The organism is Brevibacillus sp. GCM10020057 (assembly GCF_042683565.1).
In the GTDB taxonomy this organism is placed as follows: Bacteria; Bacillota; Bacilli; order Brevibacillales; family Brevibacillaceae; genus Brevibacillus.
In genome coordinates this window covers 39,568-62,925 of record NZ_JBHUJW010000012.1, presented here as the reverse complement: position 1 = coordinate 62,925, position 23,358 = coordinate 39,568, and the positions used below count along the sequence as shown (strand labels likewise).

Sequence of the window (23,358 nt, the reverse complement as noted above, 5' to 3'; positions counted from 1 at the left end):
CAGCAAGCCACTTTTTTGCATGGGCATAACCTCTTGCAGATGATTCGGACAGACGGGGCGGTCAATTCGGCAAGGACGAGTCGATCAGCTTTTCCACGATGGCGGGCAGCATTCCGATAGCGGCGTTTTCGGTCCCGAATGTCTGGCTGTCTGCATACGCGCCTTCCATCAGCAGGCGCAAGGTATAGGCCAGCTCGGGCGGATGGACGGCCCCCAGCGCGACAGCCATCTCGAGCAAGCAGTCGTGCAAGCGCTGTTGATGGGCGGCGACGAGCTGACGCACGGGATGGGCCGGATCGGGAAATTCGACCGCGACGTTGAGGAAGCAGCACCCCCGACAGTCAGGACGGGTCGTCTTGGCGGCCAGATCGCGGAAAAACTGGATCAGCTGTTCCCTTGGCTGGCCTGGATGCCTGGCCAGGCTGTTTGCCCAGTCGGCCCAAAAGGATTGCTGTTTTCGCGCCATGTAGGCGAGAATCAGCTCGGTCTTGGAGGAAAACTGGCGATATACGCTCATCTTGTTGATGCCCGCCCGTTCCACCACGGCGTCGACGCTGACCGCATGAATCCCCTCCTGGTAAAACAGCTCTTCGGCGGCGTTCAGGATGATCTCCTGCGCCTGCTCCCGCGGAATGCGTGTGCGTTTGCCTTCTGTCATGCCGTTACGCCTTCCAGACATCGGCGACGATCTCGTAGGAACGCAGCCGGTCGGCATGATCGAACATGGAAGTCGTGATCATCAGCTCGTCCGCCTGGGTTGTGTCCAGCAGCTCCTGCAGTCCTTTTTTCACGGTGTCGCGGCTACCGATGATCGAAGCGCGCAGCTGCGATTGTACGGACAGCCTTTCAAACTCGCTCCACAGCGCATCCATATTGTCGACTGGAGGCTGAATCGGCTTGAGGTCGCCGCGGATGATGTTCAGGAACGCCTGGTAGTGGGAAGTGGCCAGCCGCTCTGCCTGTGCGTCCGTATCCGCTGCCATCACGTTGACGCCGACCATGGCGTAAGGCTGCGCGAGCACTTCGGAAGGGCGGAAACTGTTTCGGTACGTCTGCAAGGCAGGCAACATGTAGTTGGGCGAAAAGTGTCCGGCGAAGGCAAAAGGCAGCCCAAGCAGTCCGGCGAGGCGCGCGCTGAAGTCGCTGGAGCCGAGCAGCCAGATCGGGATGCTTAGCCCCTCCCCCGGAATGGCCCGAACGCCGCCGGGAGGACCGCCTGGGCCCGGCTGCAAATAGTCGCGCAGCTCTTGCAGAAGCTCGGGGAAATCATCTCCGCCGATCCGCAGGTCGCGGCGCAATGCCCGAGCAGTGCGCTGGTCTGCGCCGGGAGCTCGTCCCAGGCCGAGATCGATCCGTCCGGGATACAGCGATTCCAGGGTGCCGAACTGTTCCGCGATGACCAGCGGAGCGTGATTCGGAAGCATGATCCCGCCTGCCCCGACGCGCAGCGTGGTCGTGCCGCCGGCAATATGCCCGATCAGGATCGAGGTAGCCGAGCTGGCGACGCTGGGCATGGAGTGATGCTCGGCCAGCCAGAAACGGTAATAGCCCCACTTCTCCACGTGCCGGGCGAGATCCATGCTTTTCTTGAACGACTCGGCGGCGTTGCTGCCCTCCACGATTGGGGCCAGGTCGAGCACGGACAGGCGAATATCCCGAAGCTGTTTGGACGTGCGGCGTTCATTCGCAGTTTCAGACATGTATGAAAAACCTCCTTTGAAGGTGTTTGTTACCAGTCAGTAACAAATGTATCTGCATCATACGAATCGCGCCTGCAGGTGTCAAGGTTTCGGTGTTCGGGGGAGCACATTGGCGAAAAAGCAAAAACACCTCCTGGCATTCCGCTCGAAGGTGTTTGGGTCTGTCCTTTTATTGTGCCGTCAAAATCAGCGGCCCATCCGCCGTAATGGCAATGGTGTGCTCGTACTGCGCGGAGAGCTTGCCGTCGCGCGTGCGGGCTGTCCAGCCGTCCTCGTCGATTTTGACATGGTACGTACCCATGTTTAGCATCGGCTCGATCGTGATGACCATGCCTTCCTTCAGTCGCTGGCCCCGTCCTGGAGGGCCGAAGTGCGGCACGTACGGCTCTTCGTGCATTTCTTTGCCGATGCCGTGGCCGGTAAAGTCGCGCACGACCGAGTAGCCGTTGGCTTGCGCGTACGTCTGGATCGCGTGCGAAATGTCGCCGATGCGGTTGCCGACGACGGCCTGCTCGATGCCCAGATAAAGCGATTTTTCCGTGACCTCCAGCAGCCGTTTCGCTTCCGGAGACACCGTGCCGACTTCGTACGACCACGCGGAATCGGCGAGCCAGCCGTCTTTGCGCACGACCATGTCGATGGTGACAATATCGCCGTTTTTCAGCGGCTCCTTCTTCGGAAACCCGTGGCAAATGACGTCGTTGACGGAGCCACAGGTCGCATAGGGATAACCGGAATATCCTTTTTGCTCGGGGGTAGCCCCGTGTTTGGCCAAAAATTCTTCTACGAACTGGTCAATGTCCCAGGTGGACACGCCGGGACGGATCAGCTTTCTGATTTCCCGATGGCAAGCGGCCAGTATTTTGCCCGCGGCATGCATCAGTTCGATTTCTTCGGGTGTCTTGAGGATGATCATCGATTCTCTCCTTGTCCGTGCTATTCTTGGCAGCAGTTTTCTGCATTGCATCCTACAGTATATAGTGTAGACCCATTTCCGGCTAATTGCCACCGTGAAAACAGCGTGGTAGGATGAGGAAGAATGAATCGAGCTGGGGGTAGGTGTGATGGACAAGTTTCAGGAACATCTGGCGAACTATCAGATACATGTAAAAGAAGATCTGGAAAAGCGCGTTGCTTTTATCCGCGAGCAGATTGACGGACCGGGTTTGGGCGGAGCCGTCGTGGGCATTTCCGGCGGGATTGACAGCGCCGTGACAGCCGCACTGTGCGTCCGCGCATTGGGGCGAGACCGGGTGATCGGCGTCTGGCTGCCTGCCTATTCCATGGACGTGCATGCGGAAGATGCGAAGCGACTGGCGGAGGCCATCGGTCTGAATCTGGTGACGGTCGATGTCGGCGCGGCTTTCGATGCAATCGTGCCTGCGATTGAGAGCGTGCTGCCGCTGGACGCCAAGACCAGGGGCAATACGAAGGCGCGGCTGCGCATGACAGCCTTGTACGCGATCGCCAACCAGAAAGGGTATCTCGTCGTGGATACGTGCAACCGCAGCGAAATTTATGTGGGATACATGACGAAAGGCGGGGACGGACTGGCAGACATCAATCCGGTGGCCAGTCTCACCAAGCACGAAGTACGGATTCTCGCGGCCGAGCTGGGCGTGCCGGAGTCGATCATCACGAAGGCACCGTCCGCTGATTTGTGGGAAGGACAGACAGACGAGCAGGAAATGGGCTTTACCTACGAAGATCTCGATCGACTGCTGATTACTGGCGAGACGAGATCGGAAGCGAGAGAGCGCATCGAGTACCTGCATCGCATTTCCGAGCACAAGCGCACCATGATGCCGGAAATATAACGGGCTGGCGATGCGAGCCAACAGTTGCTTCCTGGGCGTTTTTGTAGGATAATAAAGGTTACGCACAAATCTTTCTGAGAAAGAGGTGGAACAGATGTCGACGACAGAGTTGATGCTGAGAACAAGTCTGGAAGGACGCGTGAAGCGTACGTTGCAAACGTATTTCCGTCGCCCTAACATCGTGTTGATCAGAGAAAGCCTGGGCGCGAACGGCCTGTCCCCGGAGCAAGTGGAAGTAACCTTGGAGCTGTTGAAACAAAACTTGACCGTTGCTGAAATCATGGAGCAACTGCGGGATAAAGGCTACTTCGCATAAGTACACGCACAAACTGGCACAAAATGAAAAGACCGGTCTGACGCTGCGGCAGTCAGAGCCGGTCTTTTTTCGTATGGGCAAGCCAAGAGACATGAAAAAGGCTTTGCATGCCCGCAAGCAAGGCAAAGCCGTGGTTAGTTTCGCAGAGCGGGCAGAGTGCGTCCGCGCCCCCGGTCAGGAGGTGGAGCGGGAGACGGAGCGGCGCAGTTTTTTTCGGCGGTACAGCTGCAGCGCTGCATAGACGAGAAAATAGCTGGCAATGGCGACGACAAAGCCGACGACCGCGCTGCCGGTAAAGTAGGCAAGCCCTTTGTCTTTCATCCAGAGCAGCCACTTCTCCCAGGGCGGCATGCCGCCGTGAACGAAATGTTCGTTGACTGGCCTGCCGACGATCGCATAGCCGAGCTTGTAGTTGATGACCATGAAGACAGGCAAAACGAGCTTGCCGATGACGAAAGCAATCAGGCCGGCAGGCAGACTTGCCCGAAACAGTTTAATCAGCGGAAACAGCAAGAGAAATGCCAAACCAAAAGTAGGCAATGTAATGAATTCGACAAAAATGCCGACGGAAAAACCCCGAGCGACAAATGAAGGAGCACCCTTCATGCGAATCAGCTTGTAGTATTCAAACTTCAACTTGCGGTATATTTTTTTCCACATCCGGCCTGTCCCTCGTTTTTTCCGATTCTTTTATCTGCTTTCATTATAACGAATCGACGTTTGGAAAGCCACGGCACTTGTCCATGATTTCAGCATTTTTCTACAAAATGTTTATTCATGCAGAACAAAAACGGTGTGACATCTTCCTGTCTTTTTCTGTGATCGTGACCCAGGTAAAACGTATCTCGGCCAGAAAATAAAGTCAACTGCCAGATTTGAGAAAGGTGCTGTCTTTTGGCATAATGGGGAGGAGGCGGACATGCCGGAAAAGTGGTGACGAATGTGGAAGAGATGATGTCGTCTTTTGGCGGATATATTACGCAGTATGGATACGGAGCTTTGTTTGGTCTGTTTTTTCTGGGGATTCTGGGAATGCCGCTGCCAGAAGAAACGCTGCTCGTATTTTCCGGTTTTCTCGTCTCCTTGGGCAAACTGGAATATTGGCCTACCCTGCTCGTCTGCTATTTCGGTTCGGTGTCGGCGATGACGGCAGCCTACTGGATTGGCAGAACGCTCGGTTATGCCTTTCTCGAACGCTACGGCAAGCGGCTGGGAATGGGATATGCCGTCTACAAGAAGACGGAGGACTGGTTTAATCGGGTCGGCAAGTGGGCCCTGCCTGTGGGCTATTTCATCCCGGGGGTCAGGCAGTTCACCGCTTATTTTGCGGGAATTACCCGGTTGCCGTTTCCCGGCTTCATGCTGTACACGTACGCAGGCGGGCTTTTTTGGAGCCTCCTGTTCGTCACGGTCGGCTGGCAGCTTGGGGAGCGCTGGGAAGAAGTATTTGCTTCCCTGTCCCGGAATCTCGCTATTTTCTTCTTGGGTGTGCTGGTAATCATCGCAATCGGGTCGTACCTTCGCCACCTCCGTCAGGCGGCGAGAAAACCGAAACGGGAGGAATCGCAATGAACGAGGAAGATACGAAAAGGGAAGAGAGTGGCACCTCGCCGCAATTGCCGGCCTTGCGCCAGCCGGCAGAGCTGGTTCCTGTCAAGCTGCCGGAAAAGCACCAGCGATTCTACGACAAACTGCGGGAAAAAATCGAAGCATTCATCCGGGACAAGGGTGTAAATGAGACAGCAGCCAGCTATATTTTGCTCGCGCCGGACCTGTTCGTGCTGCTCGCGCGGCTGATGCTGGACAAGCGCGTCAGCGTCCAGGCGAAAGCGGTCGCTGGAGTCGCAGTGGCCTATTTTATCGCGCCTGTCGATTTCATCCCGGAAGTGATCGTCGGAGGCTTAGGCCTTCTCGACGACGTGATACTGGCAGTTTACGCGCTGCGGCGCATTCTCGTGGACGTGGACGAGGCAGTCGTGCGCGAGCATTGGAACGGGCAGGATGATTTGCTTTCGGTCATCACCAAGGTCGTCAAGTCGGCGGACGATCTGGTCGGCAAAAAAATCGTCAAAAAGCTGGAAGAGACGCTGTTCAGAAAAAAATAGGCGGGGATGGGAGACGAGATGCGATATTTGACGGAGTATCAGGAAGGGGAACGGGTCGTGGCGTTCTGCCTGGTAAAAGCAAAGGAAGCGGGGATCGCGAGCAACCAGAGCGAATATCTCAATCTGGAACTGGGCGACCGCTCCGGTACGATCATGGCGAAGTTGTGGGACGTCAGCCCGGAGATGAAGGAAGCGATCGCCGTCAAATCGGTGGTCAAGATCGATGCCATTGTGCAAAATTACCGGGGGAAAAAGCAGCTGGTCATCCAGCGTATCCGCCCCGCCACTGCGGCTGACGAGGTGCAGATGGAGTCGCTCGTTCCCGTTTCTCCTGTACCAGTCAATGAGCTTTGGGAGAAGCTGTCAGCCAAGGTCCAGAGCCTGCAGAGCAAGACGCTGCGGAGCATCGTCGAAGAAGCGCTTGCCGATGAGGTGATCAGCACGAGGCTGCGCCACTATCCTGCAGGCGTGCGAATGCACCACAACTATTACCACGGCCTGCTCGAGCACATCGTCTCGCTGCTCACGGCTGCGGAGCGGCTTTTGCCCCTTTATCCGCAGGTCGACAGGGATGTCCTGTATGCTACGTGTATCATGCATGACATCGGCAAGCTGTACGAGCTGTCCGACCCGATTGCGCCGGACTACACGACGCCGGGCCAACTGATCGGACATTTGGTAATGGGCGCGGAAATCGTCAGCGGCATCTGCCGCAAGCTGGACATACCGCTGGGAGACGCGGAAGTTTTACACTTGAAGCATTGCATCCTCAGCCATCACGGCGAAGTGGAAAACGGCTGGGGGAGCGCGGTATCCGGCAAGACGCCTACCGCTGTGCTTTTCCACTACCTGGACCAGATCGACAGCAAAATGAATGCCTTGGGCCAGACGCTCGCGGATGCGGGCGAGGAAGAGTGGGCCTACGCGGGCGTTCTTCGCAGAAAAGTATGGCGCGGCTATTAAGCCAGTCGCACTGGCCGTCTGCATCGGGAGCAGGCGGCCATTTTTGTTTCGGCAGAAACGTTTCTGGCGCTGTTACCGTCTTTTGGAAGAGATGCACTTTCGCAAAGGAGGAATCTGTATGAAGCGTTGGAACCGGACAGCGTCTGTGCTCGTCGCAGCGAGCCTGCTGGCATCGCCGGCCGCCGTGCTGATACCTGCCTCTGTCTATGCCAGCAGCATCGACAAGAAAGACGTGGAGGTCATTCCGCTGCCGGAAGAGCTCGTAAAAGTGCTCAAAGACTTGAAGGAAGACTACGTCCCGGCGCTGGGGAACCTGCACACCGATGCGTTCGTCAAGGACGGCGGGGAATACCGGATCGCGCTCTCGGACAAAAAAAGCAAAATTACGGCAGGGGTCTCGCTGGATCTCGCCGTCGATGAGCAAGGGAACATTACGTACCTGAAACTGAACGATCCGGTTCGGGAGAAGGCCAAACCTTTTGCCGGCGACGTCCCTTACCAGAAGGCGGTCAACTTCATCCGGGAGCAAGTCGCCCTCGACCACAGCGTAGCTGCACAAGGTTATCGGGCAGCGGACAGGGGGACAGAAAGGGAAGGACTGCTCGTCGTCCCGTTTTACCCGACCTTGGGCGGCGTTCCCGTGAAAAAAGAACTCGGCTATGTCGCCGTAGATGCGGACGGGCAGGTCGTGCAGTTTTATCAGAAAAAGCAAAAGCTGCCGCTCGCCTCCAAGGTGGCCGATCCGAAAAAGGCCGTGCCGGCCGGACAGGCGCAGAAGGCGTGGGAGACAGCGCTGTCCATGAAGCTCGTCTACGACCAGGAGACAGGTAAGCTCGTGTACGTTCCGGAAAACGAGCCGTTGATCGATGCCATGACAGGGACGGTCGTTTTTGACTTGCAAGTGACAGAGCGCGATTCGGTTACGCTAAAGGGGACGGCGAGCAAGGACTGGTGGAAGGACAGAGGCAACATGGAGAAGGTGCTGACCCAAGGCTTGCAGCTCGCACCTGGACGCCTGAAGTACGACTTCGTCACGGATGGCGATAAAAAGAGCGACATCGACGTGCACGAATGGACGGCAGTAGCCAAAGAGAGCGCACGCATCGTGCTTGATCGCAAGTCGCGCGCACCGCTGCGGATCGAGGTCGAGGGGCAGGCGGCGCAGGAGCGAGAGCAGCCGCTTTCGGTCTCCGCAGGACGAAAGCTGGCTGTCCAGTTTGTAGAGACGTATTTGCTGGACAAGGAACAGTCCTTTGAAGTGAAAGCGACCAGCTTGAACGAACAGCTGCCAGCGTGGGTAGACCAGACCGGGGAACGCCTGAAAAGTGTGCAGCGGTATGACTTTTATCCCGAAGTCGATGGCATCGCCACGAAAACGCCGCTGTACACCGTGGAGATCGATCCGCGCAGCGGGAAGGTCGTGTTCGCAAAAGCAGCCGCAGCGCTCCCGCTGCCCAGCCATTTGCACAGAGAGGGACTGATCGGGGAAAAATCGGCAAAAGAAGCATTTCTCGCGCAGGTCAAGCTGCTCCCATGCTACTTGTATCCCAAAGCGGGCAACCAGACGGCCCAGCTCCCGCAGCTCGTATACGCAGCGAGCGAAGACAGCCTCTCCCGGGCGATTGACGCCTATAGCGGCAGCGCCGTGCGCAGCTGGCTGCTTTGGGAGGAATGAAAACGCGAGCCTGGCACAGCCAACGACGGCTTTGCCGGGCTTTTTCTTTATCTAATTATCGGAATAGAGAAACACTTCGCGGCAGGTAGGATTTTTTTTCTTTTTGTAGAATAACTCTTTGATTCCCATTTGATTTGGCAAGCAATGCCGGTCACGAGAAGGAGACAGTTCATGAAACGGCCAACTTATACCCTGTCAAGCATTGTAAAAAAGGTATTCCGGTCCGGTGAGCGCTCCCTCCCCCGGACGGAAGTATGCTCCCGAATAGAAGCGCACGAGCTGAACGCTTATCTGAATCTGGACAGCGAGTCACTGCTGGACAAAGTGCTTGGTCTGGAGCAGTCGCCTGTACGGGTAGGGAGCTCGGAAGCGATTGTGGAATTGACTTATCAGCCGCACCAGCTGTTCGATCTTGCCTACCGTTTTCTGCGCGATACGCTCTCGCCGAAAAAATCGGAGCAGATCGTGGCAGAGCTGCGTCGCCAAACCCAGTTTGGCTGGAATCAGATTCAGCGTCTGCTGCAGTTGGAGAAGGACCCGCGCTTTGTGCAGTATCAGGGCGATCCCCGCTGGTTTCTGGCCGAATGGACGCTCGGCAACGATCAAGTCTATGCTTTTTGCGTAAGCAACGGCATCACACAAGTGACTTCTCGCTCCCTGGTTCATTTTCTGGAGCAGGAAGTGGGAATTGCCCAGGATGCGGCGTTTTTGCCTGTTTTGGATGATCGCTTCCGCATCGATGGAGAACGACTGTACATTATTGTTCGCAGCGAAGAGCCAGTAGAGGACGAAGCGGCGGTCCAGGAAATTGCCGTCACCGCCCCTTCGGAAACGATAGCGACAACCGGGACAGAAGTAGAGGAGCCGGCTGAACCGGTACATAACGTGCAGCTTGGAGAAGGACACCATGAATCATCAACTAATACGAAGGAGGAAAAAACAATGAATACGACTGTATCTGATCGACAAGTTTTGCAAGAGGTACAGGAGCTTCTGCAACAGGCAATCAGCCGGTTGGAAGCGCGCCAGCAAGAGAGGACGCAGGAAGTTGTCGGCCATTTTCAACAAAGCAATATGCAGGCTATAGAACTGTTGATGAAAGAGAAACATAAGCATGAACAGATCGCACTTGGCATCAAGCAGGTGCTGGCAACCAGTGAAGAGCAATGAGTACGGATGAGGCTACAATCCGGTTGGAGCAGAGGTTTGCCTTGCTGCGCGAAGTCATCGCGAGTTATCGGATTCGGCTTCAGGAAATGGAGCAGGAAGTGGTGCAGCTTTTTGCCACGAACCAGCTCCCTGCTATATCTGCATGCATGGACGAGAAGCAGCGCATCGTCAGGCTGATGAACCGTCTGGAGAAGTTTATCATCCAGTGGGAACACAACGGCGAAGTGGGTATTGTCCATGAATCAAAACGAGAACACTTGAACACATGAAGAATAATGCGGTAAAATAGGGGGATTGTGCAGGATTCCCCGCGCATGCCGCGTGGGATGGAAAGGAGAGCCAAACCCTCTATGTCTGTAGGCAGAAACGAATTGTGTCCCTGCGGAAGCGGGAAAAAATACAAAAAATGCTGCGGCGTGGTCACTCCGATCACTGAGCTTCGCAGCCGTCACGAGCAAAAGCTGCAAAAGGAATACGCTGGCTGGGTCGAGCGTCTGAACAACTTTGTGGGTGGAAATGTGACCGCTGAAGCGATCCAGGAAGCGCGCAGCCGCTTTGCCGAGGAGGTCGGTCTGCCGGAGGAGCGCATCATGCGTCCGGAATGGGCGGCGCACTTTTTCAACTGGTGCGTGCTCGATGTGCGAACGGGCGGCAGCACCTTGCTGGAGAACTACCTCAAGCAATATGGCCGCCGCATGGAGCCGGACTTGCGCCGCGCATTCGCGAGGCTGCATCTGAACGTTTACGAAGTAGTGGATCTCGACCGCGACATTATCACGGTCCAGCAGCCAGTCACGGGCGAGATGCACTACCTGCTGCGCTCCCAGCATCTGCAGGTGGAGCCGGGCCAAGTAATCGTCGCACGTCTGCTCAATCTCGGTTTGCGCGACATGCTCTTCTCGGGCAGCATCATTTTGCAGCCGCATGTGAAGGAAGCGCTGCTGGACTGGCTGAAGGAGCATCCGGAAGTGACAGAAGCGGCGAACGATACGAGCAAGCGTGTCTATACGACAGACCTGTATCGCTTCATCGTTTCGTTCGGAGATGAAGGCGGCGCGAGCAAAGCGGAAAATGCCTTGCTGCGCCGCACGTACACGGTCGCCAGCCGCGACGAACTGATCGCCGAAATGGAAGCGACGCGCTTTTTTGAGCTGAAGCGAAAAGATTCCGCAAGCGAAATCTGGGTGTATGCGACTCGCAAAGAAGAGCATCTGTTCCCGGCCTTGAAGGGCGCCTTGCTCGAATTGTACGAGGTGCAGGCAGAAGTGATCATCCATGAGGGGCATGTCATGCTGGAAGGCTTCGCTGCGCAGCTGGATGAAATTGCCGAGCTGCTGCAACTGCATCCTTTGCAAAAACAGGAAGGGATTCGCGTCTTGACCTCCACCGGCTCCAAGCTGTCCAAAGGCACGCTGTTCATTACGAGCCAGCCGACCTTGCCGCCCAAAGTGCTGCAATGGGCTGTACAGACGTACTTTGCGGAAAAATGGCTGGTCACGCCGCACGAGGCGCTGGACGAGCTTGCTCCCGTATTGGTGGCGGCTTCCGACAATGAGGCGCTGCACGGCAAGCTGGAAAGCCTGATGGAGCAGATGGAGCAGGACAGCAAGGTAGGGCATGGGTTGGCGAGATTCATGCGAATAGACATGCTTCGTCCCCGACTGGCTCTGAAAAACGACAGCTTGCACATCAACAACTTGCTGCGCCGCCCGCTGATCGAAGGGCTGCCGGAGAGCGTCTACACCGTGCATCCCGACAGACTGGCGGACATCAGCCGGTTTGTGCAGGAAATGACGGAAGGCAAGTCAGGTGCGACCATCAAAAAGTACGACGAGGTCATGAACAACTTCCGTTCGTTCGTCCGCAGCGCTTTCGGCCCGAACTTTACATGGGACCAACTGCGCAAGGAAGAGCTGGTGTACTTCCTGGTGCACGACATTTACACGCGCACAGATGCGGCGACCAAGACGCTCGCCGCGAATCTGTTTTCCGTCCTGACCGCCTTTTTCAAGTGGCTGGACAAACAGGGGACGGCCAGCATCCATGCGTCGATTCAGTCGCTGCTTGGCGAGCTGAAAGAAACGCTTCCGGAAGCGTACCGTCTGCGCGGCCTGCTGGAAAAAGAGGCGAATCAGAACTTGCTTGGCCAAGCCAAAGGCCCTCGTCAAATCGTCGATGAGCCGCTGCTCTTGGTGGAGCCGGACAAAGACGGCTGGGTCGCCAAACGCAAAAATGGCGAAGCGATCAAGCTGGTGTTCGAGGCAGACGCCAGTCAAGTGTTGGCTGCCGACTGGCTCATTTCCGGGCTTTTTGGACAGACAGAAGACGGCAGCTGGAAGGTGTACGGCACACCGGAGCTGTATCCGCCTGTAGTCGCCCAACTGCTCGGCGCGCCGACCGGCGTACTGCTCTAATCGCATAAAAAGGTGTCCCTTGGCAGTGTCTCGGAGGGGGCACCTTTTTTGCGTTTCTTGGGCGGACAATTAAAGAGTAAGACCATGTGATATTGGAAGTAAGTCACGCAGATGGAACTCCAGACCTCACCAAACCGGGAATAAAAACCTGTTATTCCTGTCCAACCTTGTATTAGATGCGCCTCATCTGTTATTAGAATAGTTTTTTGATTTGAAACGGAGGACGCCATCATGCCAAATCCATCCATATAGGAGCTGGTGTATGAATGTTAACGAAGGTAATGCGCTACCAGATCATTAAGCCTCTTGATGATGACTGGGACGTCCTTGGGCAAGTACTGCGTACAGTCCAACGAGAGACTCACGCGTTATTAAACAAAACCATTCAATTGGCCTGGGAGTGGCAAGGGTTCTCCTCTGAATATAAAGAGAAATATGGACTGTATCCGATACCGAAAGAAGTACTCCCCAAGAAAAAAGGTGGTAATGTCGGGTCCATTATGCATTACGTGTATGATCAACTAAAGGACATGTACACGGTAAGTGACAGACGAAACCTCAATCAATCTATTAAGCGTGCCGTTGACAAGTGGAAGTCCGACTTGCCAGATATCCGCAAAGGTGAGAAGTCGATCCCCTCTTACAAAAGGGATTGTCCAATTGACTTAGTATCACAAGCGTATTCGCTACATCGAGAATCAGAAGGCTATGTCATGCGAACAGGGCTTATGAGCAAAGAGTACAGTAAAGAGTTAGGGCGTAGATTCGGATCGTTTGACCTACTTTTGCATGTCAAAGATAAAACGCAGCAAATGATTATTGACCGCCTCATTGACGGAGAGTATAAAGCTGGTGTGGCACAGATCATCTATCATAAGAAAAAATGGTTTGTGAATCTTACATACTCATTTGAGCCAGCAGAATCTGTTCTCAATCCGGAGCGTATCATGGGAGTTGATCTGGGTGTCATGTTTCCTATATACGTGGCCTTTAATGACTTATATCAGCGTTATAAGATTGATGGCGGTGAGATTGAAAGATTCCGAAAGCAAGTGGAGCGTAGACGCAAGCAGTTGAACTTGCAAGGAAAATACTGTGGCGATGGACGAAAAGGACATGGAGTTCGTACTAGAATCAAGCCAACTGAAGTCACTGAAGCGAAGATTGCCAACTTCCGGGACTCCTGCAATCATAAGTACTCGCGTTTTGTGGTGGAAATCGCACTGAAACACAGATGCGGCATCATTCAGATGGAGGACTTGTCGGGATTCAGGGAAGAAAAGGAAGAAGCTTTCCTTAAAAACTGGGCGTACTATGATCTCCAACAGAAGATTGAGTACAAGGCGAAAGAAGTTGGGATCAAGGTCGAAAAGGTTAATCCTAAATTTACCAGTCAGCGTTGCTCGAAGTGTGGGTATATTGCCAAGGAAAACCGGCAAGCGAGGGAGTTTTTCTGCCAGGCATGTGGATTCCAGACGCATGCTGATTATAACGCTGCTAGGAATATCGCAACAAAAGATATCGAACAGATCATCCAACAGACTTTGGCTCTTTGAAATTAATAAAACAATTGGGGCGATCCAGCGTCCTTAAATCGAGACAGTGGGTGCGAGGTTTACATATGATGCACCAAGACACTCGATAAGGTGAAAAGCCACTCCACGCAGCGCGTGGGAACAGTTTCAAGCTTCTGACTTCGAGCGACCCTTAGGTTTTTTGACGTTCCAGGGTGCTCGCATAAAAACGGCCATTACAGGTGGTGCGAACCCGCGTCAATATTAGCCTCCGAACAGTCATAGAAGCATGGTTCTGTTTGGAGTTTATTTAATTGCTCTTCTTTTAATTGATAAAGATCGTCTCCGAACAGTCATAGAAGCATGGTTCTGTTTGGAGGTTGCGAAAGGAGGGGACACGTTATAGGCGTTCAAAGTGACTCCGAACAGTCATAGAAGCATGGTTCTGTTTGGAGCAAATATCTCTTATGGATCACTTGATACGGGTGCTCTGCTCCGAACAGTCATAGAAGCATGGTTCTGTTTGGAGGCATCAGAGTTAATCACTCGCCACATAATCGGCTGACCCTCCGAACAGTCATAGAAGCATGGTTCTGTTTGGAGAAGGTCTTGTCGTCGAAGAAGGTTGCTCGAAAAACTCCGAACAGTCATAGAAGCATGGTTCTGTTTGGAGAACAGCTGGAATTGCGATTTCATGGCTTCGCACAAGCTCCGAACAGTCATAGAAGCATGGTTCTGTTTGGAGAAAAACTTGAGATCAGTCCGACGACCGGGAAACCGGCCTCCGAACAGTCATAGAAGCATGGTTCTGTTTGGAGACTCTGATGCGAATGGGTACATGTTGTTCGCTGAAAAGATCTCCGAACAGTTATAGAAGCATGGTTCTATTCGGAGATCAAGAATGTTGCTACATATGTAATAAGTAATAAAAACTCCGAACAGTCATAGAAGCATGATTCTATTCGGAGACTAACCATTAGGCAGGCGGCGAATCGCATATCGGTGGTATAGAAGGCGCCGATTTTTATACCTTAACTTTAAATGCCTGAATAACAAGGCTCTTACCTTACCAACATTTTTAAATTTCTTATTAAGTATACGTCCTGCCAGATTTTCTCGCGCTTATTAAATGAATCATGAAAGGCTCTTATTATTTGAAAAAAATTCGATACTAATGGAGCTACTGAAAATACATGTAGGTTGTTTGTTGGAATCTCAAATCAAGCCAACAAAAGATTGCAATGTAAACCATACCGTGAACGTTCGTCTAAATCTTTAATTCGCTTCTTCAATTCTTCATGGAAGCGAACTTCAGAATCATTGTAACCACAAAGACTAAATATCCCATTCGCGAGCTGCTTGACTGTCAGTGTATACTCCGTGAAGATCTTTTTATCTTTGGCAATGAACAAAAGTTCAAGTGTTTGCGAGTAGCCGAGGATAAAGTCAGGACCGGAACAAAGAGATAACATGAAAAGGGCCGTCTCCAAGTCAAAAATACGACTGTTGAGACAAGCCCTCTTCTCTATCCTTTCCCAACGCCTTGAGCCATGCCCCTGTTACATCCGCCCCCACTCCCGGACCGTTTCGTCTTTCGGCAGGAGCAACCCGAGAAAGCCGACCAACGGCAGCAACGAGCAGAGCGTGATGACAAACGTCAGGCTGAACATGTCAGCAAGGTAGCCAAAGACAAGACTTCCCATGCCGCCCATCCCGAAGGCCAGCCCGGTTATGAGCCCGGATACGGTTCCGATGCGACCGGGGAGCAGTTCCTGGGCGTAGACGACCGTTACGGAAAAGCTGGACAGCAGGATCAGGCCGCTCAGGAAAAGCAAAGGGTACGTCCAGATGCCGGAGACGTACGGCGTCAGGATCGTCAAGGGAAAAGCTCCAAGCGTCGAGAGAATCAGCAGGTTGCGCTTACCGAAACGGTCGGAGAGTGGCCCGCCGAGAAAGGTTCCGATCGCGCCAGCCAGCAGGAAGCCGAACACGACGACCTGTGCGTGGGAGTATTCAACTCCTTTGATGTACATGAGGTAAAATTGGTAAAAGCTCTGGTAACCGGCGTTCATCCACGAACGGACGGTGACGACGAGAACGAGCAGGCCGAGAGCGATGAACCGCTTGCGTCGATGGTTGTGCGTAACGGGTCCGGAAGCGGCCTTTTTCATGCGCTGCTGGGTACGGTACCAGAGGGCGACATACAACAGGACCCCGCTGGCGAGGATGGCTGGCAGCAGAAACCACTTGGCGCCGGTCTGCCCGAGGTTGGCAAATATCAGAATGGTCATCAGCGGGGCGAGCGCCTGGCCGGCATTGCCCCCTACCTGAAAAATGGACTGGCCCAGACCTCTGCGAACGCCGGAAGCCTGGTGGGCGAACCGGGAAGCCTCCGGATGGAACACTGCGGAGCCGATGCCCACGCAGGCGACTGCCATCAGGACAAGGTAATAGTCGCCCGCAAAAGCGAGCGCGAGCATGCCGAGCCCGGATATGAGCAAGGCGAGCGGCGGCAGAAACGGATGCGACTTCCGGTCAGAAAAATAGCCGACGACAGGCTGCAGTACCGAAGAGGTGAGGTTCATGACCAGCAATATGAGTCCGACTTGCGTGAAGGTCAGTGCGAGGTTTTTCTCCACGATCGGCAGCAAGGCCGGGATAACGGCTTGCAGGCTGTCGTTCAGCAGGTGAACAATGCTGATCGCAAACAGCATCCGGTAAACCGTAGGGGCTGCGTTTCCCGCAGGTGACGCATGAAGGGGTGCAGGGGTTGCACTCATCTGATTCATCTCCCATTTTCCGAGAAAAATGTGTCCCGTTTTCCTTTTCCCCACACCTGCTCAGTGTGGCGGATTTGTTCCCACTTTAGCATGGAACGCGCCAACCGTCATCCGTATAGCTGCAGCATATATAGGATGGGAATAAATGTATGCCAAAGGCAAGCAGCTTCACATCATGCGCCGGCAGCCGGAATGAGATAGCGGAACTTGCGCAGACTACGGGGTAGCTTCAACAGAAGGAGGAGTGTTCCCGTGGAAAAGAAGTCGAACGATGTAAATGGAAAGCAGGAGAGCCACGTCCGTCAGGGAGGAGACTCCCACCGTTCAACCCAAAAGCGCCCGGACGGCCCAGTCCAGGGCTTCAGCCAGGCTCCGCGCGGCAGGCAATAGGCAAGTTGGCTGCGGCAATACGAACTGCCCCCATCGACAAAAAGATGGGGGTTTTCTGCTTGCCAGGAACATTTTTCTACAAATGCAGACAATGGTATGGTACAATAGCGGAATCAGAGTATTCCCATCTGAAGAAAATATTAGTGCATCATGTCGAGTGGCACTGTTCACAAGTGTGCCTCTGTTTTTTCTTTTCAAAAAAAGCGCGCGCGAACAAGGAGATTGATACATATGCCTGCAAAGGTGGCAAGACGCGCCTCCGCTCCCCGAAAGAAGCAGCCGGGACGCAGTCGCAAACTTCGTAGATTTGCTGTGTTGTTGTGTCTGATCGCTCTGCTTTTGGTCGGCGGCGCGGCCGGAGCAATTTATTGGAAGATTAATGACACGTTGGATACGATGACGAAGCCGAACGACGACTTTACCTCCCCCGTCTCGCAAAATGTCGATCCGGAATATCACAGCGACAAGCCGATGTCCTTTATCATTCTCGGTTCCGACACCCGTCCGGAGACCGGTTCGATGAATACGGACGTGATGATCGTGGCAGTCGCCAATCCGGCAACGAAAAAGGTGACGATGGTCTCCATTCCCCGCGATACGCGGGTCAAAATTCCCGGCTATCGCGATTACCACAAGATCAATTCCGTCTATGCCAACGGGGAAGCGGAGCGTCGCGCGGCGGAACGCAACAACCGGACGCCCACGGAAGACGGTATTTCCTTGACGAAGAAAACGTTAAACGAGATTTTGGGGATTCCGATCGAGCATTACGTGGCAATCGACTTCGATGGATTCAAGGCAGTGATCGACGAACTGGGCGGAATCGAAGTAAACGTCGACCGCAAGCTGGTCTACGACGATCCGACAGACAATACGCACATCAACCTGAATCCCGGCTTGCAGACCTTGAATGGCGAGCAAGCTCTCGGCTATGTCCGCCACCGCCACGACAACCGCGGAACGAAATACTACTCCAACGACTTCGACCGCAACCGCCGCCAGCAGGAAGTCATCAAGGCGGTCGTGGACAAAGTCGGCTCTGTGGAAGGGTTGAAAAAAATCTTTGCCATCATGGATGTCGGCGCGAAAAACATACATACCGACCTCTCCAAAGACCAGATCACTGGCCTCGTATACGACTTCAAAGGCTTTAGCTCTTCGATGGTGACCACGCTGGACAACGGCGCATATTGGCAAGGCGGGTACACGTATCTGGAGAAGGAAAAGCTTGAGGCCGTCCGCGACTCGCTGCAAGCGGAAATGGGGATCACGGATAATGTGGTTGCCCAGCTGAACAACTCGCCTGTGCTGGGCGCAAGCGAAGAGGCAGTAGCGGCGTCCAACAGCAGCAAGCCGACGGTCAAAAAGAAAACGACCCGATCTGCCGCATCTTCATCCAAACCGAAAGAACCTGCCACAGAGGAGCCGAAAAAGGAGCATGAAATGGCGGAAGCGCCTGGAGATGCCGCAGATGCCGGCACGGCGCCGCCGCCGGATGTGGCAAGTCCGGGCGGGCAGGGGCAGACGCAGCCGGCAGACTCTGCAAGCAATGCGCCGGACGCTGGAGCGACTCCGCCGCCGGACATCGTCCAGCCTCCCCAAACCGGCGCGTCTCCGGTAACAGATTCGACCAATACGAAGACCAGTTCCTGATTGTATCAGGCACCCGTTCTGCGAAGAGCGGGTGCCTTTCTTTATGCCTGCCTGGGACGAGAGTCGGCCTTTTTGCCTATTCTCGTCCTGTATATTTATTTTTGAAAGTTTTTTAATAAAATATTGCCAGGATAGGTTTAGAAAACACGAAATGCATGGTACAATAATAATATACCGACAAGACAGATTAATCAGACAATTACGGTACTTTGACTGGAGGGATTTGGATGACAATTTTCTTGGTGAATCTGTTTCTGGTGATTGCCTTTGTTTACCTGATCAGCCGCCAACAAAATGAAGAAATTGTGTATGACGAAGATTTTTTCCTCCAGAACCCCTCAGCCCTGGAAGAATACCATCAAATGCCCATTGATTTCCAACACGCCTTTTTCCGCAAGCACAAAGAGTGGATCAAGGAAAAATATATGCGCGGAGAGAGCTACATTTTGGGATACTGCCCAAATAAGGAAGTGCGCAGAGCCTGGCTGACCGAATTCATGAATCAAAAAAATTCACCAACCCCTTCCCCGTGAAGGGGTTTTTCGATGTGCCTCCCGGCGTGCTATACTGCTGGGAGAACATCATCGCATGCGAGAGGAGAAACGAAGTGCTGCAATATATGGTGGAGCAATTAAATGAACATCTTTCTGCTTACGGGACGATTCTCGACGTGACATTGCGGTCGGATCAGTCGCTCGTGGAAGAAGCAGAGGTGCGGGAAGTCATTCTTACGTTTGCAGACGAAGAAACAGAGGGGAAGCCGCTGGCGACCATTCACCTGTTTGAACTGGAGGGCAGCTGTGAAGTCGAAGTAGAAGTGCAGTTTACGGGACGGGAAGATGGCGGCTCGCTCTGGTTGCAGGCGCAAGCGGTCGTGCCCGAGGTCGCCATGACGGAAAAACGCCGTTATGTACAGCCCGGACAGTCTGCGCAATCCGAAGTGGTGCTGGATTACCACTTTCTCGCGGAACAGCCGCAGAGCGAGGAGGAGGCGCAAACCTTGACGCGCACGCTCGAGCGGTTCGCCGCCGACCTCGGCAAGCTGGTGCGTCTGTCCTGAATCGGGAGGCAACAACATGCAGTAGAAAGAAAGCTCGGGCACCGCGTCCGGGCTTTTTGGCATAAGTTTTTCTCCTGCTCGCCTGGCAGCTGCGAGCAAGCCATCTTCCCGGCCGCGGGGAGCTTCTCGGCGGAAGATCAGGCATGATGGGGGGACGAACCGTCAGACAAGAAGGAATTCTGCTTGCGCGGGGAGAATGCATATAAGAATGAATGAGTGTTCACTCGTAGTGGTTTGGGAGGGAAAAAAATGAGCCTGTCCAAGGTACTCGAGCCGATTCAAATCGGTTCACTGCTCTTGCGCAATCGGGTGTTGATGGGGTCGATGCACGTAGGCTTTGAAAAGCTGGAGGACGGGGTAGAGCGCCTTGCCGCTTTTTACGCGGAGCGGGCCAGAGGAGAGGTCGGTCTGATCGTCACAGGGGGGGCGGCGGTCCGTCCGGAAGGCGGCATGGGGGATGCCTATTGCAATGTTTACATGGATGAACATATTGAGCCGCTGAAGCAGATCACGACTGCCGTTCACGAGGCAGGCGGGAAGATTGCCTTGCAGCTGTTCCACGCGGGGCGCTATGCCCACCAGGAGGCGACTGGTATGGAATCTGTGGCGCCATCTGCCCTGCAGGCTCCGATCAACCGTCACAAGCCGCGGGCGATGGACGCCGCAGAGATCGAGATGACCATCCAGTCGTTTGCAGACGGGGCTGTACGCGCCCGAAAGGCTGGTTTTGACGCTGTGGAAATCATGGGCTCGGAAGGGTATTTGATCAACCAGTTTCTGTCTCCGGTTACCAATCATCGGGAGGACGAATGGGGAGGAGACTTTCACCGGCGGGCACGTTTCGGGCTGGAGGTAGCGAGACGGGTGCGGGCAGCGGTCGGAACGGACTATCCGGTCATCTTTCGGATGTCAGGGCTCGATCTCATCCCAGACAGCACGACAATGGAGGAGACGCTGCAGTTTGCCGTCATGCTTGAACAGGCAGGTGTAAACGCTCTTAATGTGGGGATCGGCTGGCATGAATCGAAGGTCCCGACGATTGCCATGATGGTTCCGCGCGGTGCATACGTCTGGGTCGCCCAGCAGGTCAAGGAGGTTGTGGGTATCCCGGTCATTGCCAGCAACCGGATCAACGACTTGCGCCAGGCCGAAGACATCCTCGCGGCAGGGCGCTGCGATATGGTCTCCATGGCCCGTCCGTTTCTGGCTGATTCGCAGATCGTCCGCAAGAGCAGGGAAGGGCTGTTCGACGAGGTCAACACCTGTATCGCCTGCAACCAGGCCTGTCTCGATCACATCTTTGACGGAAAGGTCGCGTCCTGTATGGTCAATCCGGTCGTCGGGCGGGAGAAGGAATGGGCGCTCGTGCCGACTGCGGTGAGCAAAAGGGTGGCAGTCGTCGGCGCAGGTCCGGCCGGTCTGGAAGCGGCGCGCGTGCTCGCGGAGCGGGGGCATCAGGTCGTCATTTTTGAAAAGCAGGCGCAAATCGGCGGGCAGATCAATTATGCCCGGCAAGTCCCCGGCAAAGAGGAGTTCAACGAGATGCTGCGCTACTACCGGGTGCAGCTCGCGAAACTGGGGGTGGAGGTCCGGTTGCAGACGGCTGCCACGGCTGATTCCTTGCTCGCGGAAGGATTCGAGGAGGTCGTCGTCGCTACAGGTGTGATCCCGCGCCGTCCCGACATCCCGGGCGTGGACCTTGGCCATGTCATCAGCTACGACCAGGTCTTTGCCAAACAGGTACAGGTTGGCCGCCGCGCAGTGATCGTGGGAGCGGGCGGAATCGCCTGCGACCTGTCGCATCTGCTCGTGCAGGATCAATCATTCTCCGCCGAGGTCGTCCAGTATTTGCTGGAATATCGCATCCTCGACAGCAAGGCGATGCACCGTCTGCAGAGAAGCGGCAGACAGGTGTGCATGCTGCGGCGAGGAAAGCATGTCGGAACCGGGCTGGGCAAGACGACCCGCTGGGCAGTGCTCGCCAATCTGAAGCGGCACGGCGTAGAAATGATGACGCAGATTGCGTACAAGGAAATTACGCCAGAAGGGGTGGTTGTCGTCAATCAGCAGGGGGAGGAACAACTGGTCCTGGCCGATACCGTCATTATCGCGGCGGGCGCGACGTCCAATGACAGCCTGTACCATTCGTTGCAAGGGCGCATCCCTGTCCATCTCATCGGCGGGGCAAAGGAAGCGGGAGAGCTCGACGCCAAGCGGGCGATATACGAAGGGGCTGCAGTCGGCAGGGTGATTTAGACCGCTGCTTTGGAGAAGTGATTCTTTATTCCGAAAAGACTGAAAGTAGTGTATGATAAAGAGGATGTCGCCTTATAAGAAGTTTTGTCGAAAGGCTTTTCAGCGTACTTAAAATCTTGCAAAATGATAGCATATTGCTCAAATTCCTTCGATTGGGGGCACTCGCCTTGATGAATCATAATGGCATATTGCTGGGTAAACGTCACTTCTTATACTCATCTGCTCCGTTGATAGAGGTAGAAGGATGGAAGTTTACCATCGCCCCGGGTTTTAAGGTGATCGCAGGTGGCAGTGCGAATCCTTTGCAAACATTGATCAGCGTATACCGTGAAACTGAAAAAATCGCTCAACTGGTTCTCCACCACAGACGCTCTGATTCCGACGTGACGGTCCAAGCCGTCTCCAGCGAAATCTTGTTGGAGATCGCCCCGACGACGCGAACCGTAAGTGTGGCGGAAAAGCAATAAGGCACTCTTGACGGAGTGCTTTTTTGCTGGCCATAACCGGCAGCAGCAGCGTGCGGCAGTACAAATCGAAAACGAAACACAGGAGGCAGCGAAGGATGAAATTGAACGAATGGAAGCTGGGTGCCTTTCACCTGACGTGGTTGAAGGGAGGACTGACCCAACTGGATGGCGGGGCGATGTTCGGCGTTGTGCCCAAGCCGTTGTGGAGCAAAAAATACCCGTTTAATGAAAACAACCAGGTCCCTCTGCGCGCAGATCCGATCCTGCTGGAGGCTCACGGCAAGAAAATACTTATCGAATCCGGAATGGGGAACGGGCGGCTGACGGACAAGCAGAAGCGCAATTTCGGGCTGCTAGAGGAATCTCTGGTGATCGAATCGCTGGCTGCCAAAGGGCTTACGGCTGCGGACATCGACATCGTCATCATGACGCATATGCATTACGATCATTGCAACGGGCTGGTGACAGTACAGGACGGTCAGCTCGTCTCCACCTTCCCGCGCGCCGTCATCTACGTCCAGGAGCAGGAATGGGCGGAAATGCGCGAACCGAATATCCGCTCCCGCAATACGTACTGGGAGGATAACTGGCGGCCGATCGAGCGGCAGGTGCGGACGTACGGCGAGGAACTCGCGCTGCTGCCGGGAATTACCCTCCATCATACAGGGGGGCACAGTCAGGGACATGCGATCGTGCGGATGGAGAGCGAAGGGCAGCTGGCCCTGCACCTCGCAGACATCTTGCCGACTCATGCCCATCAAAATTCGCTGTGGGTCATGGCCTATGACGACTACCCGATGACCTCCATTTTCGCCAAGGAAAAATGGATCAAAGGCGGAATCGAGCAGGGGGCCTGGTTCACGTTTTACCACGATGCCCTCTACCGCGTCGTCAAATGGAATGAAAAGGGCGAACTGATCGAGCATCTCGATGTGGAGCTGTGAAGATCAACCGGGCCTACCGCCGTTTTGGGACTGCCAGCGTAGGCGTGGCCGGGACGATACCGTATCGAAAATGTGATGTACCTCATAGAAATTTTTCATAATCCAAAAATTTTGAATGATCATTGACGAAGCCC

22 protein-coding genes and 1 CRISPR repeat array are annotated in these 23,358 nt (G+C 54.5%); of the genes, 17 read left to right on the top strand and 5 right to left on the bottom strand.

Going from position 1 to position 23,358, the window contains the following annotated elements; genetic code table 11:
* Window positions 1-61 precede the first annotated feature (61 nt).
* The 3 genes from ACFSO0_RS04785 to map form a co-directional block, all read right to left on the bottom strand.
* Entirely contained in the window at window positions 62-658 is a 597-nt protein-coding gene (locus ACFSO0_RS04785; protein WP_376877105.1) for a TetR/AcrR family transcriptional regulator, read from the bottom strand.
* A 4-nt stretch (window positions 659-662) separates the two neighbouring features.
* Window positions 663-1,700 (bottom strand): LLM class flavin-dependent oxidoreductase, encoded by a 1,038-nt coding sequence (locus ACFSO0_RS04780; protein WP_376877102.1) that lies wholly within the window; start codon window positions 1,698-1,700, stop codon window positions 663-665.
* Window positions 1,701-1,869: 169 nt separating this feature from the next.
* Complete coding sequence (gene map / locus ACFSO0_RS04775; RefSeq protein ID WP_376877099.1) at window positions 1,870-2,616, bottom strand: type I methionyl aminopeptidase; 747 nt, start codon at window positions 2,614-2,616, stop codon at window positions 1,870-1,872.
* A 148-nt stretch (window positions 2,617-2,764) separates the two neighbouring features.
* Here map and nadE point away from each other — a divergent pair, with 148 nt between their 5' ends.
* Together nadE and ACFSO0_RS04765 are read left to right on the top strand one after the other, a co-directional pair.
* Window positions 2,765-3,517 carry an NAD(+) synthase gene (nadE, locus tag ACFSO0_RS04770; RefSeq protein ID WP_376877096.1) on the top strand — a complete coding sequence of 251 codons (753 nt, stop codon included), beginning with the start codon at window positions 2,765-2,767 and terminating at the stop codon, window positions 3,515-3,517.
* Between the two features lie 94 nt (window positions 3,518-3,611).
* Entirely contained in the window at window positions 3,612-3,833 is a 222-nt protein-coding gene (locus ACFSO0_RS04765) for a hypothetical protein (protein ID WP_376877093.1), read from the top strand.
* Window positions 3,834-4,007: 174 nt separating this feature from the next.
* Here ACFSO0_RS04765 and ACFSO0_RS04760 read toward each other — a convergent pair whose 3' ends face one another.
* Window positions 4,008-4,493: a DUF2062 domain-containing protein gene (locus tag ACFSO0_RS04760; protein WP_376877090.1), complete on the bottom strand. Its 486-nt coding sequence runs from the start codon at window positions 4,491-4,493 to the stop codon at window positions 4,008-4,010.
* A gap of 291 nt (window positions 4,494-4,784) precedes the next feature.
* Here ACFSO0_RS04760 and ACFSO0_RS04755 point away from each other — a divergent pair, with 291 nt between their 5' ends.
* From ACFSO0_RS04755 to ACFSO0_RS04720, 8 genes are all read left to right on the top strand, one after another.
* Window positions 4,785-5,405 carry a DedA family protein gene (locus ACFSO0_RS04755; protein ID WP_376877187.1) on the top strand — a complete coding sequence of 207 codons (621 nt, stop codon included), beginning with the start codon at window positions 4,785-4,787 and terminating at the stop codon, window positions 5,403-5,405.
* On the top strand, window positions 5,402-5,938 hold the full coding sequence (locus tag ACFSO0_RS04750) for a YkvA family protein (protein WP_376877087.1): 537 nt from the start codon (window positions 5,402-5,404) through the stop codon (window positions 5,936-5,938). Before ACFSO0_RS04755 ends, ACFSO0_RS04750 begins: the two co-directional genes overlap by 4 nt.
* An 18-nt stretch (window positions 5,939-5,956) precedes the next feature.
* The gene (locus ACFSO0_RS04745; protein WP_376877084.1) at window positions 5,957-6,901 is read left to right on the top strand and encodes a 3'-5' exoribonuclease YhaM family protein; all 945 of its coding nucleotides are present in this window, start codon (window positions 5,957-5,959) and stop codon (window positions 6,899-6,901) included.
* Window positions 6,902-7,019: 118 nt separating this feature from the next.
* Window positions 7,020-8,576, top strand: a complete 1,557-nt coding sequence (locus ACFSO0_RS04740; RefSeq protein ID WP_376877081.1) for a hypothetical protein — start codon at window positions 7,020-7,022, stop codon at window positions 8,574-8,576.
* Between the two features lie 171 nt (window positions 8,577-8,747).
* A complete protein-coding gene (locus ACFSO0_RS04735) occupies window positions 8,748-9,746 on the top strand; it encodes a hypothetical protein (protein WP_376877078.1) in 999 nt (332 codons plus the stop codon).
* On the top strand, window positions 9,743-10,015 hold the full coding sequence (locus tag ACFSO0_RS04730; protein ID WP_376877075.1) for a hypothetical protein: 273 nt from the start codon (window positions 9,743-9,745) through the stop codon (window positions 10,013-10,015). Before ACFSO0_RS04735 ends, ACFSO0_RS04730 begins: the two co-directional genes overlap by 4 nt.
* A gap of 81 nt (window positions 10,016-10,096) precedes the next feature.
* Entirely contained in the window at window positions 10,097-12,160 is a 2,064-nt protein-coding gene (locus tag ACFSO0_RS04725; RefSeq protein WP_376877072.1) for a YecA family protein, read from the top strand.
* Window positions 12,161-12,426: 266 nt separating this feature from the next.
* Window positions 12,427-13,716 carry an RNA-guided endonuclease TnpB family protein gene (locus tag ACFSO0_RS04720; protein WP_376877069.1) on the top strand — a complete coding sequence of 430 codons (1,290 nt, stop codon included), beginning with the start codon at window positions 12,427-12,429 and terminating at the stop codon, window positions 13,714-13,716.
* A 227-nt stretch (window positions 13,717-13,943) separates the two neighbouring features.
* A CRISPR array of direct repeats spans window positions 13,944-14,642; the repeat unit is 36 nt; unit sequence CTCCGAACAGTCATAGAAGCATGGTTCTGTTTGGAG.
* Window positions 14,643-15,233: 591 nt separating this feature from the next.
* Here the strand turns inward: ACFSO0_RS04720 and ACFSO0_RS04715 are convergent.
* Window positions 15,234-16,454 (bottom strand): MFS transporter, encoded by a 1,221-nt coding sequence (locus ACFSO0_RS04715; RefSeq protein ID WP_376877066.1) that lies wholly within the window; start codon window positions 16,452-16,454, stop codon window positions 15,234-15,236.
* 252 nt (window positions 16,455-16,706) lie between these two features.
* Between ACFSO0_RS04715 and ACFSO0_RS04710 the strand changes: the two genes are divergently transcribed.
* The 7 genes from ACFSO0_RS04710 (at window position 16,707) to ACFSO0_RS04680 (ending at window position 23,224) form a co-directional block, all read left to right on the top strand.
* The gene (locus tag ACFSO0_RS04710) at window positions 16,707-16,844 is read left to right on the top strand and encodes a hypothetical protein (RefSeq protein ID WP_376877063.1); all 138 of its coding nucleotides are present in this window, start codon (window positions 16,707-16,709) and stop codon (window positions 16,842-16,844) included.
* A gap of 231 nt (window positions 16,845-17,075) precedes the next feature.
* Window positions 17,076-18,497, top strand: a complete 1,422-nt coding sequence (locus tag ACFSO0_RS04705; protein WP_376877060.1) for an LCP family protein — start codon at window positions 17,076-17,078, stop codon at window positions 18,495-18,497.
* Between the two features lie 227 nt (window positions 18,498-18,724).
* A complete protein-coding gene (locus tag ACFSO0_RS04700; RefSeq protein WP_376877057.1) occupies window positions 18,725-19,030 on the top strand; it encodes a hypothetical protein in 306 nt (101 codons plus the stop codon).
* Window positions 19,031-19,104: 74 nt separating this feature from the next.
* Window positions 19,105-19,557: a hypothetical protein gene (locus ACFSO0_RS04695; RefSeq protein ID WP_376877054.1), complete on the top strand. Its 453-nt coding sequence runs from the start codon at window positions 19,105-19,107 to the stop codon at window positions 19,555-19,557.
* 249 nt (window positions 19,558-19,806) lie between these two features.
* Window positions 19,807-21,813, top strand: a complete 2,007-nt coding sequence (locus ACFSO0_RS04690; RefSeq protein ID WP_376877051.1) for an oxidoreductase — start codon at window positions 19,807-19,809, stop codon at window positions 21,811-21,813.
* A gap of 170 nt (window positions 21,814-21,983) precedes the next feature.
* The gene (locus tag ACFSO0_RS04685) at window positions 21,984-22,280 is read left to right on the top strand and encodes a hypothetical protein (protein WP_376877184.1); all 297 of its coding nucleotides are present in this window, start codon (window positions 21,984-21,986) and stop codon (window positions 22,278-22,280) included.
* 95 nt (window positions 22,281-22,375) lie between these two features.
* Window positions 22,376-23,224 (top strand): YtnP family quorum-quenching lactonase, encoded by an 849-nt coding sequence (locus ACFSO0_RS04680; protein ID WP_376877048.1) that lies wholly within the window; start codon window positions 22,376-22,378, stop codon window positions 23,222-23,224.
* Window positions 23,225-23,358: the final 134 nt, after the last annotated feature.